We start from the raw sequence: 16,792 nt of genomic DNA on the forward strand, positions 1-16,792 counted from the left end.
TCACATCGGCCGGACGAGAACAGCCGGCCCCTTGACCATGGTGACTGCGAAGAACAGCACGACGAGGACGCCGAGCGCGAGCGCAATGGCGATCGATCGATGACGGCGGCTTCGTTTCTGCGCCTCGGTGAGCACGATTCCATCTGGCTGCTGCTTGTCGTCCATGCGCTCGCCATGCGCCCCCTACCCGAAGAAAGGCATGACAGCGCGGACGACGACCTCGAGCAGGAGGGTCGCAAACAGCGCGAACAGATAAAGGATCGAGAAGGCAAAGAGCCGGCGCGTCGCACGCGCCGCTTGCTTGCCCTCGCGGTGGCGATAGACCTCAATGGCAAGCCACATCATGCCGGCGCCGAGCACCAGCGAGGTGACGCCGTAGACCGCATCGAAATAGCCGAGCGGCCAGGGCGCGAAAGCGGTCGCAACCAGCACGACGGTGTAAAGCAGGATCTGCAGGCGCGTCGCGTCGGGACCAGCGACGACCGGCAGCATCGGCACGCCGGCACGGGCGTAGTCGTCGGAACGGAACAGCGCCAGCGCCCAGAAATGCGGCGGGGTCCAGAAGAAAATAATGAGGAACAGGAGCACCGGCTCCATCGACAGCGAGCCGGTGGCCGCGGCCCACGCCACCACAGGCGGCAGCGCGCCAGCGGCGCCGCCGATCACGATGTTCTGCGCGGTCCAGCGCTTCAGCCACATGGTGTAGATCACCACATAGAAGAAGATCGTGAACGCCAATAGGCCGCCCGCCAGCCAGTTGACCAGGACGCCGAGCGTCATCACCGAGAAGAACGAAAGCGTCAGGCCGAACGCCATCGCTTCGCCCGCCGTGATGCGGCCGCGTGGGATCGGCCGGTTGGCGGTACGCGACATCTTCGCATCGATGTCGCCCTCAAGTGCCATGTTCAGCGCGCCCGAGGCGCCGGCCCCGACCGCGATGCACAGGATCGAGGTGAACGCGATGATCGGATGGACATGGCCCGGTGCAATGACGAGACCGACCAGCGCGGTGAAGATCACGAGTGACATCACCCGCGGCTTCAACAGCGCGATGTAGTCGCCGACTTCGGCCTCGGAAATCCGAGGCCGAACATCGATGGCGTTATGGTCGACTACCGACAAGATCTATCTCGCTTCATCAAAGCCGCGGCGCGCAAGCGTGGCGCGCCGCGAATAACCGTTTTACTGGACGCGCGGCAGCACTTCGAACTGGTGGAAGGGCGGCGGCGACGTCAGCGTCCATTCCAGCGTGGTGGCGCCTGCGCCCCACGGGTTGGCCTCGGCCACCCGCTTCTTCGCGAAGGCATCGACCACGCCGTAGATGAAGATCAGCACGCCGAAGCCCGAAATGTAGGAGCCGACCGACGACACCAGGTTCCAGCCCGCGAACGCGTCCGGATAGTCGACGTAGCGGCGCGGCATGCCCGACAGGCCGAGGAAGTGCTGCGGGAAGAACACCAGGTTGACGCCGATGAAGGTGACCCAGAAGTGCGCCTTGCCGATAGCTTCCGAATACATGTAGCCCGACATCTTCGGGAACCAGTAGTACCAGCCGGCGAAGATCGCGAACACGGCGCCGAGCGACAGCACGTAGTGGAAGTGCGCGACGACGTAATAGGTTTCCTGCAGCACGCGATCGACGCCGGCATTGGCCAGCACGACGCCGGTGACGCCACCGAGCGTGAACAGGAAGATGAAGCCGATCGCCCACAGCATCGGCGTCTTGAACTCGATCGAGCCGCCCCACATCGTGGCGATCCAGGAGAAGATCTTCACGCCGGTCGGCACCGCGATCACCATGGTGGCGGCGACGAAATAGGCCTGCGTCGCCGACGACATGCCGACGGTGTACATGTGGTGCGCCCACACCACGAAGCCGATGCCGCCGATCGCGACCATGGCGTAGGCCATGCCGAGATACCCGAACACGGGCTTGCGCGAGAAGGTCGAGACGATCTGGCTGATCATGCCGAAGCCGGGCAGGATCAGGATGTACACTTCGGGATGACCAAAGAACCAGAACAGATGCTGGAACAGCAGCGGGTCGCCGCCGCCGTCGGCGGAGAAGAAGGTGGTGCCGAAATTACGGTCGGTGAGCAGCATGGTGATGGCGCCGGCGAGCACCGGCAGCGACAGCAAGAGCAGGAACACCGTCACCAGGATCGACCATACGAACAGCGGCATCTTGTGCAGGGTCATGCCCGGTGCGCGCATGTTGAAGATCGTGGTGATGAAGTTGATGGCGCCGAGAATCGACGAGGCGCCGGCCAGATGCAGCGACAGGATCGCGAAGTCCACCGCCGGTCCCGGGTGGCCCGAGGTCGACAGCGGCGCGTAGATGGTCCAGCCCGCGCCGACGCCGTTGGCGCCCGGCTCACCCTCGACGAAGGTGGACATCAGCAGCAGCGCGAAGGAAGCCGGCAGCAGCCAGAACGAGATGTTGTTCATGCGCGGGAACGCCATGTCCGGCGCGCCGATCATCAGCGGCACGAACCAGTTGCCGAAGCCGCCGATCATCGCCGGCATCACCATGAAGAAGATCATGATCAGACCGTGCGAGGTCACGAACACATTGTAGGTGTGGGATTCGTGGAAGAGCTGGACGCCGGGATACATCAGCTCGATGCGGATCGCGATCGACATCGCAGCCCCGATGACGCCCGCGAAGATCGCGAAGATAAGGTACATCGTGCCGATGTCCTTATGGTTCGTCGAATAGACCCAGCGTCGCCATCCGGTCGGATTGGCATGCGCATGGTCGTCGTGTCCGTGTCCTTGGGCGTGATCGTGATGTGTCGCAGCGGTCGTTGCCATTTTGAAATCCTGCCTTGCAGTCCCTTTTCGGACCTCTTTCAGGTCCCGTCGCCCTTGTCCCTTGCTTGGCCCTTGGCCGCGCCTTACTGCGCGGCCTGGCCACCAGCCGAAGCGAATGTGTTCGCCGGGTTGGTCGCATATTTCTTCTTCGCCGCCTCAACCCAGGAAGCGAATTCCTGGTCGGTCACCACCCTCACCGCGATCGGCATGAAGGCGTGATCCTTGCCGCACAGTTCGGAGCACTGGCCGTAATACATGCCGACCTTGGTCGCCTTGAACCAGGTCTCGTTGAGCCGGCCGGGGATCGAGTCGATCTTGATGCCGAACGACGGCACGGCGAACGCGTGGATCACGTCGGCGCCGGTGGTCTGGACGCGGATCACCTTGTTGACCGGCACCACCATCTCGTTGTCGACGCCGAGCAGGCGCGGCTGCTTGTCCTGTGCCATCAGCGAATCGAACTCGAACTTGCCGTTATCCGGGTAGGCGTAGCTCCAGTACCACTGCTTGCCGGTGACCTTCACCGTGAGGTCGGCCTTGGGAATGTCGAGCTGCTGGAACAGCAGACGGAACGACGGCACCGCGATACCGACCAGGATCAGCACCGGGATCAGCGTCCAGGCCACCTCGATCAGCGTGTTGTGGGTGGTCTTGGAGGGAACCGGATTGGCCTTGGCGTTGAACTTGATCACCACGATGACCAACAGCGCCAGCACGAACAGGGTGATCAGCGTGATCAGCACCAGCAGCAAATTATGGAAGCTGATGATGTTTTCCATCACCGGAGAGGCAGCTGGCTGCAGCGTGATTTCCCAAGGCTGTGGCTGCGCCGCCAAAGCCATCCCGCCGGCTGCGAGCGTCATGCCCGCCACCGCAAACCCCAGCAACCGCCGGCCCATCTGGCCACTCGACATCTTCATGCCGCTCGCGCTCCCTTAGAAAAAATCCCCAAAGCATTCCCGCCGGATGGCCGGGAATGCCGCACGATCCGCCCTCACAAACGGCCTTCCGGAGATACAGTATCCCGGGCCAGATCGTTAGAACGCGTCGAAATCCAGCCTCTCAAACCATAATTCTAAGGCTCTCGCAATGCAGTAGTGGGGCGCAAAGCCATGCGTCACCTGCTATTCGCCGGATGCCGGATTTTCCAGCCAAATCAGCAAAAACCCGCCGTTTCGCAACCCCGCGCCGCTTGACAGCCGGATTGCCGGATGTAGGCACAGTCACGGCGATCCCGGACGACCTGATTCGCTTGGGCCCAGCCCAGTCCTTGACGGCACGGTAGGTCCTCGACGGCGTGGATCGGCTCTCGGCTGCCTTCAAGGCGCCGTCATTGCGTATCAGTCCGGATGAACCCAGTTACAATGTGTGCTGCCAGCTAGGGCCGGAAACGTCACCGGCCGCTGCCGGAAACCAAGAGGATCGACCCGGATGGGGCGTTCGAAACATCAGGCAGGATCTGGCCTGGAACCGACCCGCTGGCTTGGCGGCCTGCTCGCCGTGGCCTTCCTGTTCGGCCTGACCCAGGCGGCGAGCGCGCAAGGCGCCGTGCGGTCGGTCCATGGCGACTGGCAGATCCGCTGCGACACCCCGCCGGGCGCCCAAGGCGAGCAATGCGCGCTGATCCAGAGCGTGGTCGCCGAGGACCGCTCCAACGCGGGCCTCACCGTGATCGTGCTGAAGACCGCCGACCAGAAGAGCAAGCTGATGCGGGTGGTCGCCCCCCTCGGCGTGCTGCTCCCCTCCGGCCTCGGGCTGAAGCTCGACAACCAGGACGTCGGCCGCGCCGGTTTTGTTCGATGCCTGCCCAACGGCTGCGTCGCCGAGGTGGTGATGGACGAAAAGCTGCTCGGCCAGTTCCGGACCGCCAAGACCGCGACCTTTATTATTTTCGAGACGCCCGAAGAGGGCATCGGCTTCCCGCTCAGCCTGAACGGGCTCGGCGAGGGGTATGACAAGCTGCCGTAGGGGCAAGCCGCCAGCTCTGTTCAACCGGCGCTGGCGTAATAATCGAGCAGCCGGCGGGCCTCCGCGGAGAGCCAATCCGCTTCGCCGCTGATATAGCCTTCGACTTGCCCGGTGACGCCGATCAGGAAGGTGATCGGCATGGCGTACAACGCGAACGGCGTGTCGGCCTGCCCGCTTGCGCCGGCTCGTGCCACGAGGCCATCGGGATCGAGCCCGATAGCGAGGCGGCGAAGCTTCAGCCCTTTCACAAACGGTGCGACGACCGATCGGTCGCGATCCGTCGCTACGGCGATCACTTCAAAGTCCCTGCGGTCGCTCGCCGCCAGCCGGTCCAGCATCGGCAGTTCGGTCCGGCAGGCGGCGCACCAGGTCGCCCAGAAATTGACGAGCACCACCTTTCCTCGCAGGGACGTCAAATCGATCGGGCTGCCGGCGAGACGGGGAATTGGCACGGATGGGACCGGCCTTGCGCCGCGAAGCTGGATGAACTGATGCCGGACGGTTGCGAATGGCGGCGGGCCGCCGGCCCGGGCGCGATTGGATACGGCCGAGGCGCCGGCCCCAAGAAGCCCTGCAACGACGGTACGGCGCGTTAGCCTACGATGTGGCGTCATGGCTGATGTCCGCTTGTCATGACCGGATGTAGGACCAGCCGGCTTCCTGCAATTCGATGATACGCCCGGGTCCGCTCGGCACGATATCGACATTGTCGATCAGCGTGATCGGACGGCCCTCCTGGCGCTCCATGCCGAGCTTGGTTGCCTCGCAGACCACGAATCTGATGTTCGCATTGACTGTCCTCAACACGCGCAGCATGTCTTTCACCGGCGAGGTATCGGCGCGCAACATGTGAACGCCGGCATTATAGGCGACGACCTCGATCGTGAACGCTTCGTTCCTTTCCTGATAGTATTTCGGAAGGTTCAGCGAGGTAGAGATCAAGGCCCGCATGGTCGTGGGATCGTCGGTGTTGATCGGCAGCACCAGCCGATGCACCGGTGGCGGAGCGGGCTTCGCCACCGGCTTCGAGACGGCCGAGCCCGGCTCCGTCAGCAGCAGGGTCACGACCAGCGGCACGATGAAGGTCAGCGCCAGCCCGACCCATTTTGCTATTTGGCGGAAAGACGGGCGCATGGCCGCGGCCTCAAAAGGCCTTGGCGAAGGAGGCAATCTCCTCACGCTGCGAATAGGCAACGAGCGCGTTCAGCGCCAACAGGACAATTGCCGGGACAGGCGATCCGCCGATGACGAACAGGTGGGTGATGACAGCGCCGATCATGATGCAGATGAGCAGCAGCGATCCGAAAGCCGCCTTTCGCGGAAGCACCAGCAGGATCGCGCCGAAAACCTCGAGGCCGCCGGTCAAATAGCGAAACCCTTGCCCGAGCCCGATGTGATGAAACTCTTCCACCATCATCGGCACGCCATAGAGCTTGGCACTCCCGGCCCCCAGAAAGGCCAGCGCCAGCAATCCCCTGACAATCCACACGGCAACATGGGTCCAACGGCGTCCGGCAGGCATAGCAACGTCCGACATAGAAAACTCCCGAAGTTGAGACACGGCCCCCAGCCGCGAATGCGCCCCGGCATTTGAAGGTGCCCAAGGCTTTTGAAGGCGCCTTTCAAAACCAAAATTCGGTACTAAGATGAAATTGACAAGTAGGATGGATTTTCTGGTGTAGTATGAAAAAGCAGACTAATGGGCCCAGGCCTTCCGAATGCACCGCCGCGCCGCAGCTTCAGCGCGCGCTTCGGGTGCTCTCCGGCAAGTGGAAGGGCGAAATCCTGTGGCAGCTTGTCGGCGGCAAGCGACGGTTCGGCGAATTGCGGCGCGCCATTCCCGACGTGACGCAGCACATGCTGACCACCCAGTTGCGCGATCTCGAAAACGAGGGCCTGGTGAAGCGCACGGTGTTTCCCGAAGTGCCGCCGCGCGTCGAATATGAGATGACGCCAGCGGCGAGGGATCTGAAACCGGTGTTCGACGAACTGTCCCGCTGGGCCAATGCGCATGGCAGACTGGAGCCCGCTTCGCCCGACGCGGATGACAATGCCGACGGCCGGCGCGTCGGTTCATCCGAGCGCCCCACGCAATAAGAGCACGACAGGCTGCCGTGAGGACGTCGGCCGCTAAAACAGCAGCCCCATCAGAACCAGGTTTTCGTAACCGCCATCGACCAGAATGCGGTTGCGCTGCAGCCCTTCGATTGCAAAACCGAATTTCTTGTAGAGCTCGATCGCGCCCGTATTGCTCTCCCGAACCGTGAGCTCGACCCGCAGTCCAAACTCCCGCGCCGCGCCGAGCGTCTGCCGGATCAAGCGCCCGCCTATTCCCTGCCGCCGGAATTCCGGCAGCAGCGCGACGCCGAGAACGCCAACATGGGCATAGATCGGCCTTGGGCTGGGCACGATATCGCACCAGCCGATGACTCGGCCGGACGAAACCGCGACCAGTTGCGGGTAACCATGCTGGATATTGTCAAGAACGAAGGCCCGCGTCGCCTCGAACGGCGGGGCTTCCAGAAACGCCAGATAGCGCCGCTCCCGCGCGACGAAGTCGAGGGCGCCGTGAAAACTTTCGATATGGTCTTGCGTTATCGGAACAATTTCGACTGCAGCCATCGTCTCGGCAACGTGTTGATCCCGCCCCTCGCGGAATGGCGGGGAAACAACTATCTTGGATGTGCACCTCCGACAACGGACTGATTTGATGACCAATCCCGCTACAACCTCCCTCCTCGACCGCGCCAATCTCGACCGCGATGCCGTCAGGCGCGAGATCACGCGGGGCCTCCAGGGAGCCGACGACGGCGAGCTGTTTCTGGAATACGGCCAGACCGAAGCACTCGGTTTCGACAACGGGCGCTTGAAGCAGGCGACCTATGACACCAGCCAGGGATTCGGCCTGCGCGCGGTGAAGGACGACGCGGTCGGTTACGCGCATTCCTCCGACGTCTCGCTGCCGGCGCTGATCCGCGCAGCGGACGCTGTGGCGGCCGTGCGCGGCGGCTACAGCGGCAATTTTGCCGCGGCCCCCGCGCACACCAACGTGCGCCTTTATGGCGACGAGAATCCGCTGGATGCGCCGGGGTTCGAGGCCAAGGTAAAGCTGCTGGCCGAGATCGACGCTTACGTGCGCGATAAGGATCCGCGGGTGCGGCAAGCCTCCATCAGCCTGGGCGCCACCTGGCAGGTGGTGGAAATCCTGCGGCCCGACGGCGAGAGCTATCGCGACATCCGCCCGCTGGTGCGGGTCAATATTTCCGTGGTCGCGGGCCAGGGCGACCGGCAGGAAAGCGGCAGCAAGGGCTATGGCGGCCGCGAGGGCTATGCCCGCTTCATCGAAACCAAGGCGTGGCGCGAAGCCGCCGACGGCGCGATCCGCGAGGCGCTGGTCAATCTGGAATCGGTCCCCGCCCCCGCCGGTGAAATGGACGTGGTGCTGGGCGCCGGCTGGCCCGGCGTGATGCTGCATGAAGCTGTCGGTCATGGACTGGAAGGCGACTTCAACCGCAAGCAGACCTCGGCCTTTGCAGGGCTGATGGGCAAGCAGGTCGCGGCCAAGGGCGTCACCGTGGTCGACGACGGCACCATGGCGTCACGGCGTGGCTCGCTCTCCATTGACGACGAGGGCACGCCGACCAACCGCACCGTGCTGATCGAGGACGGCATCCTGGTCGGCTACATGCAGGACCGCCAGAACGCGCGGCTCATGAACATGAAGCCGACCGGCAACGGCCGCCGCCAGAGCTATGCGCACGTGCCGATGCCGCGCATGACCAACACCTATATGCTGGCGGGCAGCCGCGATCCGGCGGAAATTCTGGCGTCGGTGAAGAACGGCGTCTATGCCGCGAATTTCGGCGGCGGCCAGGTCGACATCACCTCCGGCAAATACGTGTTCCAGTGCACCGAGGCCTACAAGATCGAGAACGGCAAGCTCGGCGCGCCGCTCAAGGGTGCGATGCTGATCGGCAACGGGCCGACCGACCTGCACAGAATCACCATGGTCGGCAACGATCTGGCGCTCGATACCGGCATCGGCACCTGCGGCAAGAACGGCCAGGGCGTGCCTGTCGGCGTCGGCCAGCCGACGCTGCGGATGGAACGGATCACGGTCGGAGGAACGGGTTAATGAGCGAGGAGAAAGTGGCATCGACAGCCAAACCCGTGAGCTGGCGCGCGCAGGCCGTGCAGATCGCCGCGATTGTCGGGATCGTGTTCGTCGCCAAGGGCGCGATCGCCGAGCCGTTCTACGTGCCGTCAGGCTCGATGGAGCCGACGCTTCTGATCGGTGACGCGCTGCTCGCCTCGAAATTTCCTTATGGCTACGGCGCGGCGTCGCTGCCGATCCAGGTCACGCTGCCTGAGACCGGACGCGTGTTCGGCGAGACGCCCAAGCGCGGCGACGTCGTCGTATTCCGCTGGCCGGGCGACCGTTCGCAGGCCTGGGTCAAGCGCGTGGTGGGATTGCCGGGCGACCGCATCCAAATGCGCCAAGGCCAGCTCTTCATCAACGACCACGCGGCAACGCTGAAGGCTGATGGCGTGGGCGCTGCCGAAGACGAAAACGGCAACAGCGAACGCGCCTACCGCTACATTGAGACGCTGCCGAACGGCGTCAGCCACGCGATCTTCAAGGTGCGGGACAATGGAAGGCTCGACAACACGCCGGAGGTGACGGTGCCGCCGGGCCAACTGTTCGTGCTCGGCGATAACAGGGACAATTCCGCCGACAGCCGCGTCGCGGTGCGCGACGGCGGCGTGGGATTGTTGCCGATCGACAATCTGATCGGCCGCGCCGACGCGGTGGTCGGTTCCTGGGACCTCGGCATGCGCAGCCAGCCGGTGTGGACCTGGCTGTCGGGTTTCCGGCTGGCGCGGTTTTTTACCTCCGTGCAGTGAGACGCACTCTCTCTCCGTCATGGCCGGGCTTGTCCCGGCCATCCACGTCTTACTTTGGCGCCTTAGACGTGGATGCCCGGGACAAGCCCGGGCATGACGACGAAAGGAAAGCCCGCCCATGACCTTCGACGACGTCAGAAAAATCGCGCTTCGCTGGCCCGAGGTCGAGGACGGCACGTCCTACGGCACGCCGGCCCTCAAAGTACGCAAGAAGATGCTGGTGCGGCTGAAGGAGGACGGCGACAGCCTGGTGATGCCGGGCGTGCCCAGGGACGAACGCGAGATGCTGGTGGAAAGCCAGCCCAAGGCATTTTACTTCACCGATCACTACCGCGATTATTCGATGGTGCTGATCCGCCTGTCGAAGGCCAGCCGCGCCACCGTCGAGCCGTTCCTGCGCCGGCACTGGCGCACGCTGGCGTCGAAGAAGGTGGTGAAGGAATTCGACTCCCAAGCGTAGGGGTGGCAAAGGCGCACTTGCGCCGTGCCACCATCTCGCCTGCAACTCAGAACATGGTGGGCACGCTTCGCTTTGCCCACCCTACGGCGGCCCCGCATGGACCGAGACCAATTCCTCTCAGCCGCCCTACAAAATCCCATCAACGAAATCATCACCGCCAAACTGTTCCGGCTGGCGCTCCCCGACGCGTGGCTGGTGTCCGGCTGCCTGGTACAGACCGCGTGGAACGTGCTGACCAAGCGCGCGGTTGATTACGGCATCAGCGATTACGACGTGTTCTATTTCGATTCCGACACGTCGTGGGAAGCGGAAGACAAGGTCATCCGCACGCTGGTGGAGTGTTTTGCGGGACGCGGCATCGCCGTCGAGGCGCGCAACCAGGCCCGGGTTCACCTCTGGTATTCCGGGAAACACGGCCTGCCCTATCCGGAATTGCGCTCTTCGACTGAGGGCATCGACCGATTTCTGACCAAGAACACGCAGATCGGAGTCCGGCGCGTGCAAGATGGCTACGACGTCTATGCACCGAATGGATTTGACGATGTCGCCGCCCTGATCGTACGACCGAATCCGGGGCCGAATTTTTCCGCAGCGAGTTATGTAGCCAAGGCGGCGCGCTGGAAGGCAGCGTGGCCGGAGATCACGGTGTTGCCGGCGGATGCCGAATGAAGCCGTCATTGCGAGCGAAGCGAAGCAATCCATAGCGCGGCATAGCGGATAGATGGATTGCTTCGTCGCTTCAGCGCAAAATTGCTTTGCAATTTTGTCGCGAGCTCCTCGCAATGACGGCGGACAGAGCTACCGCACCACGCCCGAGGTAAACCCCGCCTTCCGTCGCGGCGGCTTGATGTCCTTCTTCAGGAAGCAGTGCGCTTCCTTGCCGGCATAGCCTGGCCGCGCATAGGTCCAGGCGCGGCATTTGTTGTCGGCGGTGCAGGCGGCCTTACAGGCGTCGTCGCCGCCGTCGCTGCTCTTGAGGTCGAAGCTCTTGTAGTCGCCGCCGAAGCGGTCAATCGAGGTTTCCATGGCCTCGTTGCGCCGCTCGAGCACGCCGGCGCCGCGCACGCCGGAGACGCAGCACTCGCTCTGCACCCGCGCCGGCACGTTGCTCTTGAGCCAGCACACCGCGCGGTTGGCGAGGTCGGTCGGATAGTTGAAGCTCCAGGCGCGGCAGCGCCGATCGCGCTCGCAGACCAGCGCGCATTCGGCTGGATCGCCGGACAGTACGGGCGCGCTGAGGTAGTCGCCGCCGGGACGGTCGAAATTGGCCTGCGCCAGCGCCGGGCGCACGGACAGGGCCGCTGCCAAAAAGGCGAGCGTCACCACACACGCCCTGAGCCAGCGAATAGTCCCCATCTGCGGTAGCTTTCGAATACGCGTTTTCGGAGCGGGATGACTTGTCTCAAACCGTCATCACGCCCTGTCTGTTTGATCCGGGCGCCATTTGAGCGCCATCAACCTGTACGGTGGATGAACGGCCCAAAACCGAGGCAACCCGTTCAATCAGAACGCGTATTCCTGATAGACCGGCTCGACGGAACCGCCCCAGGGGCCGTTGAATTTATCCAGCATCTCTTCCGCCGGCGTGCGGCCCGAATCGAGAATACGCTCCAGGGGTTCGAGGTAACGGCTCTCGTCGCGGCCGGAATGATCGACGTGGTTGCGCCGCCGCAGGCCCGCATGCGACAGCTTCAGGCATTCGCGGGCGATCTCGAACAGATAACGATCCTTGATCCGGGCCTTGAAGCCGAAGCGCGGCACGTCGTCGCGCAGCGCCTGACGCTCCTGCGCGGTCCAGTGGCTGACGAGGTCCCAGGCCGCATCCAGGCTCTGATTGTCGTACAGCAGGCCGACCCAGAACGCCGGCAAGGCCGGCAGCCGGTCCCACGGCACGCCGTCGGCGCCGCGCATTTCCAGATAACGCTTGAGGCGGACTTCCGGGAAAATCGTCGACAGATGGTTGGCCCAATCCGACAGCGTCGGGCGCTCCCCGGGCAGCGAGTTGTTGCGGCCCTCGAAGAAGGCACGGAACGACGAGCCGGCAACGTCAATATAGGTATCGCCGCGCTTGACGAAATACATGGGCACGTCGAGGGCGTAGTCGACCCAGCGCTCGAACCCCATACCGTCCTCGAACACCCACGGCAACATGCCCGAGCGCGCGTTATCCGTGTCGCGCCAGATTTCGGAGCGGAACGACAGGTACCCGTTGGGCTTGCCTTCGGTGAACGGCGAATTGGCGAACAGAGCGGTCGCTACCGGCTGCAGCGCGAGCGAGACGCGCAGCTTCTTGACCATGTCGGCTTCGGAGGAGAAGTCGAGATTGGTCTGCACCGTGCAGGTCCGGTACATCATGTCGATGCCGTACTGACCAACCTTCGGCATGTAATTGGTCATGATCTTGTAGCGGCCCTTGGGCATCACCGGGATCTGCGACCGCGACCAGGACGGCGTCATGCCGAGCCCGAGAAAGCCGATCCCCAGCGGCGTTGCGATCTCGCGCACCTGCGCCAGATGCGCCATCAGCTCGGACTGGGTCTGGTGCACGGTCTCGACCGGCGCGCCCGACAATTCGAACTGTCCGCCCGGTTCCAGCGAAATCGCGCCGCCGCCGGTGACGTCATAGAGGCCGATGATGTTGCCGCGCTCCATGATCGGCTCCCAGCCGAGCAGGAGCTGCATGCCTTCGAGCAGCGCGCCGATGCCGCGCGCGCCTTCGTAGGGCACGGGCTGGCGACCCTCCAGCGTGAACGGGGTCTTCTCGTGCTCGGTGCCGATGCGGAACTCGGACGGCGGCTTGATGCCGGCCTCGAACCACGTGACGAGTTCGTCACGGGATTGCAGCGGCGTCATATCGATCTGGTCACGCGCCATGAAAAAATCCGGATATCTGGCGATTCGACCGAACGCGCCGTGTAACCAAGGGGATGCGGACGACATCGTCCGCACCAACGAAACGTAGCAAAGATGTCATCGCGCCGGCACGCCGTCGCGGGTGGTGGCCGCTGCCTTGACGTCAGAGCAGGAGCAGCCCAGCCGGTCGAGCAGGCCACACAGCTTCAGGGCGTCGGCATCGGACAATTTGGAGCCGACGTGCTTTTCGATCGCCGTCGAATAGGCGCTCCACATTTTCTTCTGCAGTTCGCGCCCGGCTTCGGTGATCTCCACGAACTGGCCGCGCTTGTCGATCTTGCATTCGCGCCGCGCCGCCAGGCCCTCGTCGACCAGCCGGTCGATCAGCCGCGAGGTGGAATATTGCGGGATCAGCATCTGCTTTTCCAGTTCCACGGGGCGCATCTCGCCGGACGGGGCCCGCGACAGTTCCAATAGCGCGTCATACCAGGCCAGCGGCGGAAAGCCGGCTTTCTTCAAATCCTGCTCCACGGCATCCAGCACCCGGCTCTGCACCCGCATCAGGCGGATCCAGGCGGCGGTCGCCTCGGTCGATGGTTTGCGTTTCATGGTCCGGTCCGTATCTGTCACAGATCAGTGTACCGCACTAAATGCAGCTGCATCAATCTTGACTATTTCATGCAGATGCATTTAGTCAGCCCGCCAATAATGTCGAGGGAAGGAAAACCCCATGAAATTGTATTATTCCCCGGGCGCCTGCTCGCTATCCCCCCATATCGCGCTTCTGGAGGCCGGTCTGCCCTATGATCTGGTCAAGGTCGACCTGCGCGCCAAAAAGCTGGAGAACGGTGACGACTTTTTGACGGTCAACCCGAAGGGCCAGGTGCCGGCGCTGGCGCTCGATTCGGGCGAACTGGTCACCGAGGGCCCGATCATCGTCCAGATGATCGCCGACAAGGCCGGCAAGGGCCTGGCGCCGCCTCGCGATTCTGACGAGCGCTACAAGCTGCTCGAATGGCTGAACTACATCACCACCGAGCTGCACAAGAACCTCGGACCGATGTTCTCGCCGCTGCTCGCCGAGGAGGCCAAGCCCTTCTTCAAGGACCGCACCATGAGCAAGTTCAAGTACCTGGAAACCGCGCTAACGGGGCGCGACTACCTGATGGGCAAGCAGTTCACCGTCGCCGACGGCTACCTCTTCACCATGCTGATGTGGGCGACCGACCGCTTGAAGTTCGATCTTTCGGCCATGCCGAACCTGATGGCCTACAAGGCCCGCGTCGCCGCGCGGCCGAAGGTGCAGGAAGCGCTGACCAAGGAAGGGCTGCTGAAGGCGGCGTGAGGTTTTACCAACGGAAATGCGAAAGGGCCGGATCGACGATCCGGCCCTTATTGTTTGTGCCCGTCATTCCGGGGCGATGCGAAGCATCGAACTATGGTGCGCAATTGCGCACCTGAGAATCTCGAGATTCCGGGTCTGGTCCTTCGGACCATCCCGGAATGACGAAGGAGAGCCTTACGCTGCCTGCTTCTTCGGCGGGAAGCGGCCGTAGAAGGTCTCTCCGCTCGCCGCCATGTCTTCCAGCAGTTTCGGCGGGGTGAAGCGCGAGCCGTATTTGGCCTCGAGCTTGTGGCAGAGCTCGACGAACTTCCGCGTGCCCATGAAGTCGATATAGGACAGCGTGCCGCCGGTGAACGGCGCAAAGCCGAAGCCAAGGATCGAGCCGACATCGGCCTCGCGGGGATCGGTGATCACGTGATCCTCCACGGTGCGCGCGGCTTCCACCGCCTGCACCACCAGGAAGCGTTGCTTCAGCTCCTCGATGTCGATGGTGTCAGGGTCGAGCTGTTTCGGCTGCAACGCGGAGAGACCGGGCCACAGGCTCTTCTGGCCCTTGCCCTTCTCGGGATAGTCGTAAAAGCCCTTGCTGTTCTTGCGGCCGAGGCGGCCCTGCTTTTCGACCAGCTCCACCATCAGCTTCTTCTGATCCGGGTTGATCGAGTTGGGACCGAGATCGGCTTCCGTCGCCTTGATGACCTTCAGCCCGAGGTCGAGGGCGACTTCATCCGACAGCGACAGCGGGCCGACCGGCATGCCGGCCATCTTGGCGCAGTTCTCGATCATCGCCGGCGGCACGCCTTCGAGGAACATCTCGTTGCCTTCGGCGATGTAACGGCCGACGCAGCGGTTGGCGTAGAAGCCGCGGGAATCATTCACAACGATCGGCGTCTTGCCGATGATGCGCACATAGTCGAGCGCGGCGGCCAGAGCGACGTCGCCGGTGTTCTTGCCGAGGATGATCTCGACCAGCATCATCTTCTCGACCGGCGAGAAGAAATGGATGCCGACGAACTTGCCCTGCTCCTTGAAGTTTTCGGCGAGCGAGGTGATCGGCAGCGTCGAGGTGTTGGAGGCGAAGATCGCATCCGCCTTGAGATATTGCTGCGCCTTGGCGAAGGTCTCAGCCTTGACCTTGCGGTCCTCGAACACGGCCTCGATGACGAGATCGCAGTCCTTCAACGTGGCGTAATCAGCGGTTGGCGTGATGCGCGCCAGCAGCGCGTCGCGATCGGTGGCCTTGGCGCGGCCCTTGGCGATCTGCTCGTCGATCACCTTTTGCGCATGCGCCTTGCCCTTGTCGGCGCTTTCCTGGTCGCGGTCGATCAGGACGACGTCGAGGCCGGCGCGGGCCGAGACGTAGCCGACGCTGGCGCCCATGAAGCCGGCGCCGATCACGGCGATCTTCTTGATCTTGCTCGCCGGCACATTCTGCGGACGCCGTGCGCCCTTGTTCAGCTCCTGCATCGACAGGAACAGGCTGCGGATCATCGCCGCCGCTTCCTTCGAACGCAGCACCTGCGTGAAATAGCGGGACTCCACGCGCAGCGCGGCGTCGATCGGCAGCTGCAGCCCCTCATAGACGCAGCTCATGATGGCGCGCGCCGCCGGATAATTGTCGTAGGTCTCGCGACGGTAGATGGCGTTGCCGGCCGGGAACATCATCATGCCGGCCTTGGAGAACACCGGGCCGCCCGGCAGCTTGAAGCCCTTTTCGTCCCAGGGCGCGACGGCCTTGCCGCCGCCCTTGATCCAGTCCTTGGCCGCCTTGATCAGGTCGGCCGCCGGCACGATGGCGTGGATCAGGTTGAGTGCCTTGGCCTTCTCGACGGTGACCGGGTCGCCCTTGAGCAGGATGGTCATCGCATCCTGCGGCGGCACGAGGCGCGGCACGCGCTGGGTGCCGCCGGCGCCGGGGAACAGGCCGACCTTCACTTCGGGCAGGCCGAGACGCGTCTTCGGATTCTCCGCGGCGACGCGATAGTGGCAGGACAGCGTCACCTCAAAGCCGCCGCCGAGCGCCAGCCCGTTGATCGCGGCGGCCCACGGCTTGCCGCAGGTTTCGATGCCGCGCAGCACCAGCGAGAAGCGCCGGCTCTGGTCGAACAGCATCTGGTTGGCCGCGACCTCGCCCTTCTCTTTAAAGACCTTGGCGTATTCCTTGTTCATGCCTTCGAGCATCGAGAGGTCGGCGCCGGCGCAGAACGCTTCCTTGGCTGACGTGATGACGACGCCCTTCACCGCGGCATCGGCCGTGGTCTGCTTCAGGATCTCCTCGAGCTCGGTGGTCGAGGTCTCGTCCAGCACGTTCATCGAACGTCCGGGGATGTCCCAGGTGACGAGCGCAATGCCGTCAGCGTCGGTTTCAACTTTGAAATTCTTGAAGGCCATGTGGTGCTCCCTCGATGCCGCAGCCGATGTCAGGCGCGGCGGTTGAACTGGATCTCGTA

The 16,792-nt window shown here is 63.6% G+C and carries 19 protein-coding genes; 7 read left to right on the forward strand and 12 right to left on the reverse strand.

Going from position 1 to position 16,792, the window contains the following annotated elements; all coding sequences use genetic code 11:
- From LMTR21_RS36655 to coxB, 4 genes are all read right to left on the reverse strand, one after another.
- Complete coding sequence (locus LMTR21_RS36655; RefSeq protein WP_065752957.1) at nt 1-165, reverse strand: CoxF protein; 165 nt, start codon at nt 163-165, stop codon at nt 1-3.
- A gap of 18 nt (nt 166-183) precedes the next feature.
- A complete protein-coding gene (locus tag LMTR21_RS36660) occupies nt 184-1,122 on the reverse strand; it encodes a heme o synthase (RefSeq protein ID WP_065752956.1) in 939 nt (312 codons plus the stop codon).
- Nucleotides 1,123-1,182: 60 nt separating this feature from the next.
- The gene (gene ctaD / locus LMTR21_RS36665) at nt 1,183-2,814 is read right to left on the reverse strand and encodes a cytochrome c oxidase subunit I (protein WP_065752955.1); all 1,632 of its coding nucleotides are present in this window, start codon (nt 2,812-2,814) and stop codon (nt 1,183-1,185) included.
- Nucleotides 2,815-2,897: 83 nt separating this feature from the next.
- Nucleotides 2,898-3,734, reverse strand: a complete 837-nt coding sequence (coxB, locus tag LMTR21_RS36670) for a cytochrome c oxidase subunit II (RefSeq protein WP_065752954.1) — start codon at nt 3,732-3,734, stop codon at nt 2,898-2,900.
- Nucleotides 3,735-4,245: 511 nt separating this feature from the next.
- Between coxB and LMTR21_RS36675 the strand changes: the two genes are divergently transcribed.
- Complete coding sequence (locus LMTR21_RS36675) at nt 4,246-4,782, forward strand: invasion associated locus B family protein (protein WP_065752953.1); 537 nt, start codon at nt 4,246-4,248, stop codon at nt 4,780-4,782.
- 20 nt (nt 4,783-4,802) lie between these two features.
- On the opposite strand, the gene LMTR21_RS36680 is transcribed toward LMTR21_RS36675, so the two are convergent.
- From LMTR21_RS36680 to LMTR21_RS36690, 3 genes are read right to left on the reverse strand one after another with little or no spacing between them, the layout of a single operon-like run.
- Nucleotides 4,803-5,489: a redoxin domain-containing protein gene (locus tag LMTR21_RS36680; RefSeq protein ID WP_084030605.1), complete on the reverse strand. Its 687-nt coding sequence runs from the start codon at nt 5,487-5,489 to the stop codon at nt 4,803-4,805.
- Nucleotides 5,413-5,916 (reverse strand): DsrE family protein, encoded by a 504-nt coding sequence (locus tag LMTR21_RS36685; RefSeq protein WP_065752951.1) that lies wholly within the window; start codon nt 5,914-5,916, stop codon nt 5,413-5,415. The genes LMTR21_RS36680 and LMTR21_RS36685 overlap by 77 nt, the downstream gene beginning before the upstream one ends.
- 10 nt (nt 5,917-5,926) lie before the next feature.
- Nucleotides 5,927-6,319, reverse strand: coding sequence for a DoxX family protein (locus tag LMTR21_RS36690; protein WP_065752950.1), 393 nt, complete (start codon nt 6,317-6,319; stop codon nt 5,927-5,929).
- Nucleotides 6,320-6,465: 146 nt separating this feature from the next.
- Between LMTR21_RS36690 and LMTR21_RS36695 the strand changes: the two genes are divergently transcribed.
- Entirely contained in the window at nt 6,466-6,879 is a 414-nt protein-coding gene (locus LMTR21_RS36695) for a winged helix-turn-helix transcriptional regulator (protein ID WP_065752949.1), read from the forward strand.
- Nucleotides 6,880-6,912: 33 nt separating this feature from the next.
- On the opposite strand, the gene LMTR21_RS36700 is transcribed toward LMTR21_RS36695, so the two are convergent.
- Complete coding sequence (locus tag LMTR21_RS36700) at nt 6,913-7,404, reverse strand: GNAT family N-acetyltransferase (RefSeq protein WP_065752948.1); 492 nt, start codon at nt 7,402-7,404, stop codon at nt 6,913-6,915.
- Nucleotides 7,405-7,492: 88 nt separating this feature from the next.
- Between LMTR21_RS36700 and tldD the strand changes: the two genes are divergently transcribed.
- The 4 genes from tldD to LMTR21_RS36720 all read left to right on the forward strand — a co-directional run bounded on the left by tldD (nt 7,493) and on the right by LMTR21_RS36720 (nt 10,816).
- A complete protein-coding gene (gene tldD / locus LMTR21_RS36705; RefSeq protein ID WP_057837187.1) occupies nt 7,493-8,917 on the forward strand; it encodes a metalloprotease TldD in 1,425 nt (474 codons plus the stop codon).
- On the forward strand, nt 8,917-9,687 hold the full coding sequence (gene lepB / locus LMTR21_RS36710) for a signal peptidase I (RefSeq protein WP_065752947.1): 771 nt from the start codon (nt 8,917-8,919) through the stop codon (nt 9,685-9,687). The genes tldD and lepB overlap by 1 nt, the downstream gene beginning before the upstream one ends.
- Before the next feature lie 118 nt (nt 9,688-9,805).
- Nucleotides 9,806-10,147 (forward strand): MmcQ/YjbR family DNA-binding protein, encoded by a 342-nt coding sequence (locus tag LMTR21_RS36715; RefSeq protein WP_065752946.1) that lies wholly within the window; start codon nt 9,806-9,808, stop codon nt 10,145-10,147.
- Nucleotides 10,148-10,243: 96 nt separating this feature from the next.
- Nucleotides 10,244-10,816: a nucleotidyltransferase family protein gene (locus LMTR21_RS36720; RefSeq protein ID WP_065752945.1), complete on the forward strand. Its 573-nt coding sequence runs from the start codon at nt 10,244-10,246 to the stop codon at nt 10,814-10,816.
- A 129-nt stretch (nt 10,817-10,945) separates the two neighbouring features.
- On the opposite strand, the gene LMTR21_RS36725 is transcribed toward LMTR21_RS36720, so the two are convergent.
- From LMTR21_RS36725 to LMTR21_RS36735, 3 genes are all read right to left on the reverse strand, one after another.
- Nucleotides 10,946-11,503: a PAN domain-containing protein gene (locus tag LMTR21_RS36725; protein ID WP_084030604.1), complete on the reverse strand. Its 558-nt coding sequence runs from the start codon at nt 11,501-11,503 to the stop codon at nt 10,946-10,948.
- 147 nt (nt 11,504-11,650) lie between these two features.
- The gene (locus tag LMTR21_RS36730; RefSeq protein ID WP_065752943.1) at nt 11,651-13,021 is read right to left on the reverse strand and encodes a glutamate--cysteine ligase; all 1,371 of its coding nucleotides are present in this window, start codon (nt 13,019-13,021) and stop codon (nt 11,651-11,653) included.
- A gap of 96 nt (nt 13,022-13,117) precedes the next feature.
- The gene (locus tag LMTR21_RS36735; protein WP_065752942.1) at nt 13,118-13,609 is read right to left on the reverse strand and encodes a MarR family winged helix-turn-helix transcriptional regulator; all 492 of its coding nucleotides are present in this window, start codon (nt 13,607-13,609) and stop codon (nt 13,118-13,120) included.
- A 121-nt stretch (nt 13,610-13,730) separates the two neighbouring features.
- On the opposite strand from LMTR21_RS36735, the gene gstA reads away from it, so the two are divergent.
- Nucleotides 13,731-14,345, forward strand: a complete 615-nt coding sequence (gstA, locus tag LMTR21_RS36740; RefSeq protein ID WP_065752941.1) for a glutathione transferase GstA — start codon at nt 13,731-13,733, stop codon at nt 14,343-14,345.
- Between the two features lie 174 nt (nt 14,346-14,519).
- On the opposite strand, the gene LMTR21_RS36750 is transcribed toward gstA, so the two are convergent.
- Entirely contained in the window at nt 14,520-16,733 is a 2,214-nt protein-coding gene (locus tag LMTR21_RS36750; protein ID WP_065752940.1) for an FAD-dependent oxidoreductase, read from the reverse strand.
- Nucleotides 16,734-16,792: the final 59 nt, after the last annotated feature.

This window comes from Bradyrhizobium paxllaeri (assembly GCF_001693515.2).
Lineage (GTDB): Bacteria > Pseudomonadota > Alphaproteobacteria > Rhizobiales > Xanthobacteraceae > Bradyrhizobium > Bradyrhizobium paxllaeri.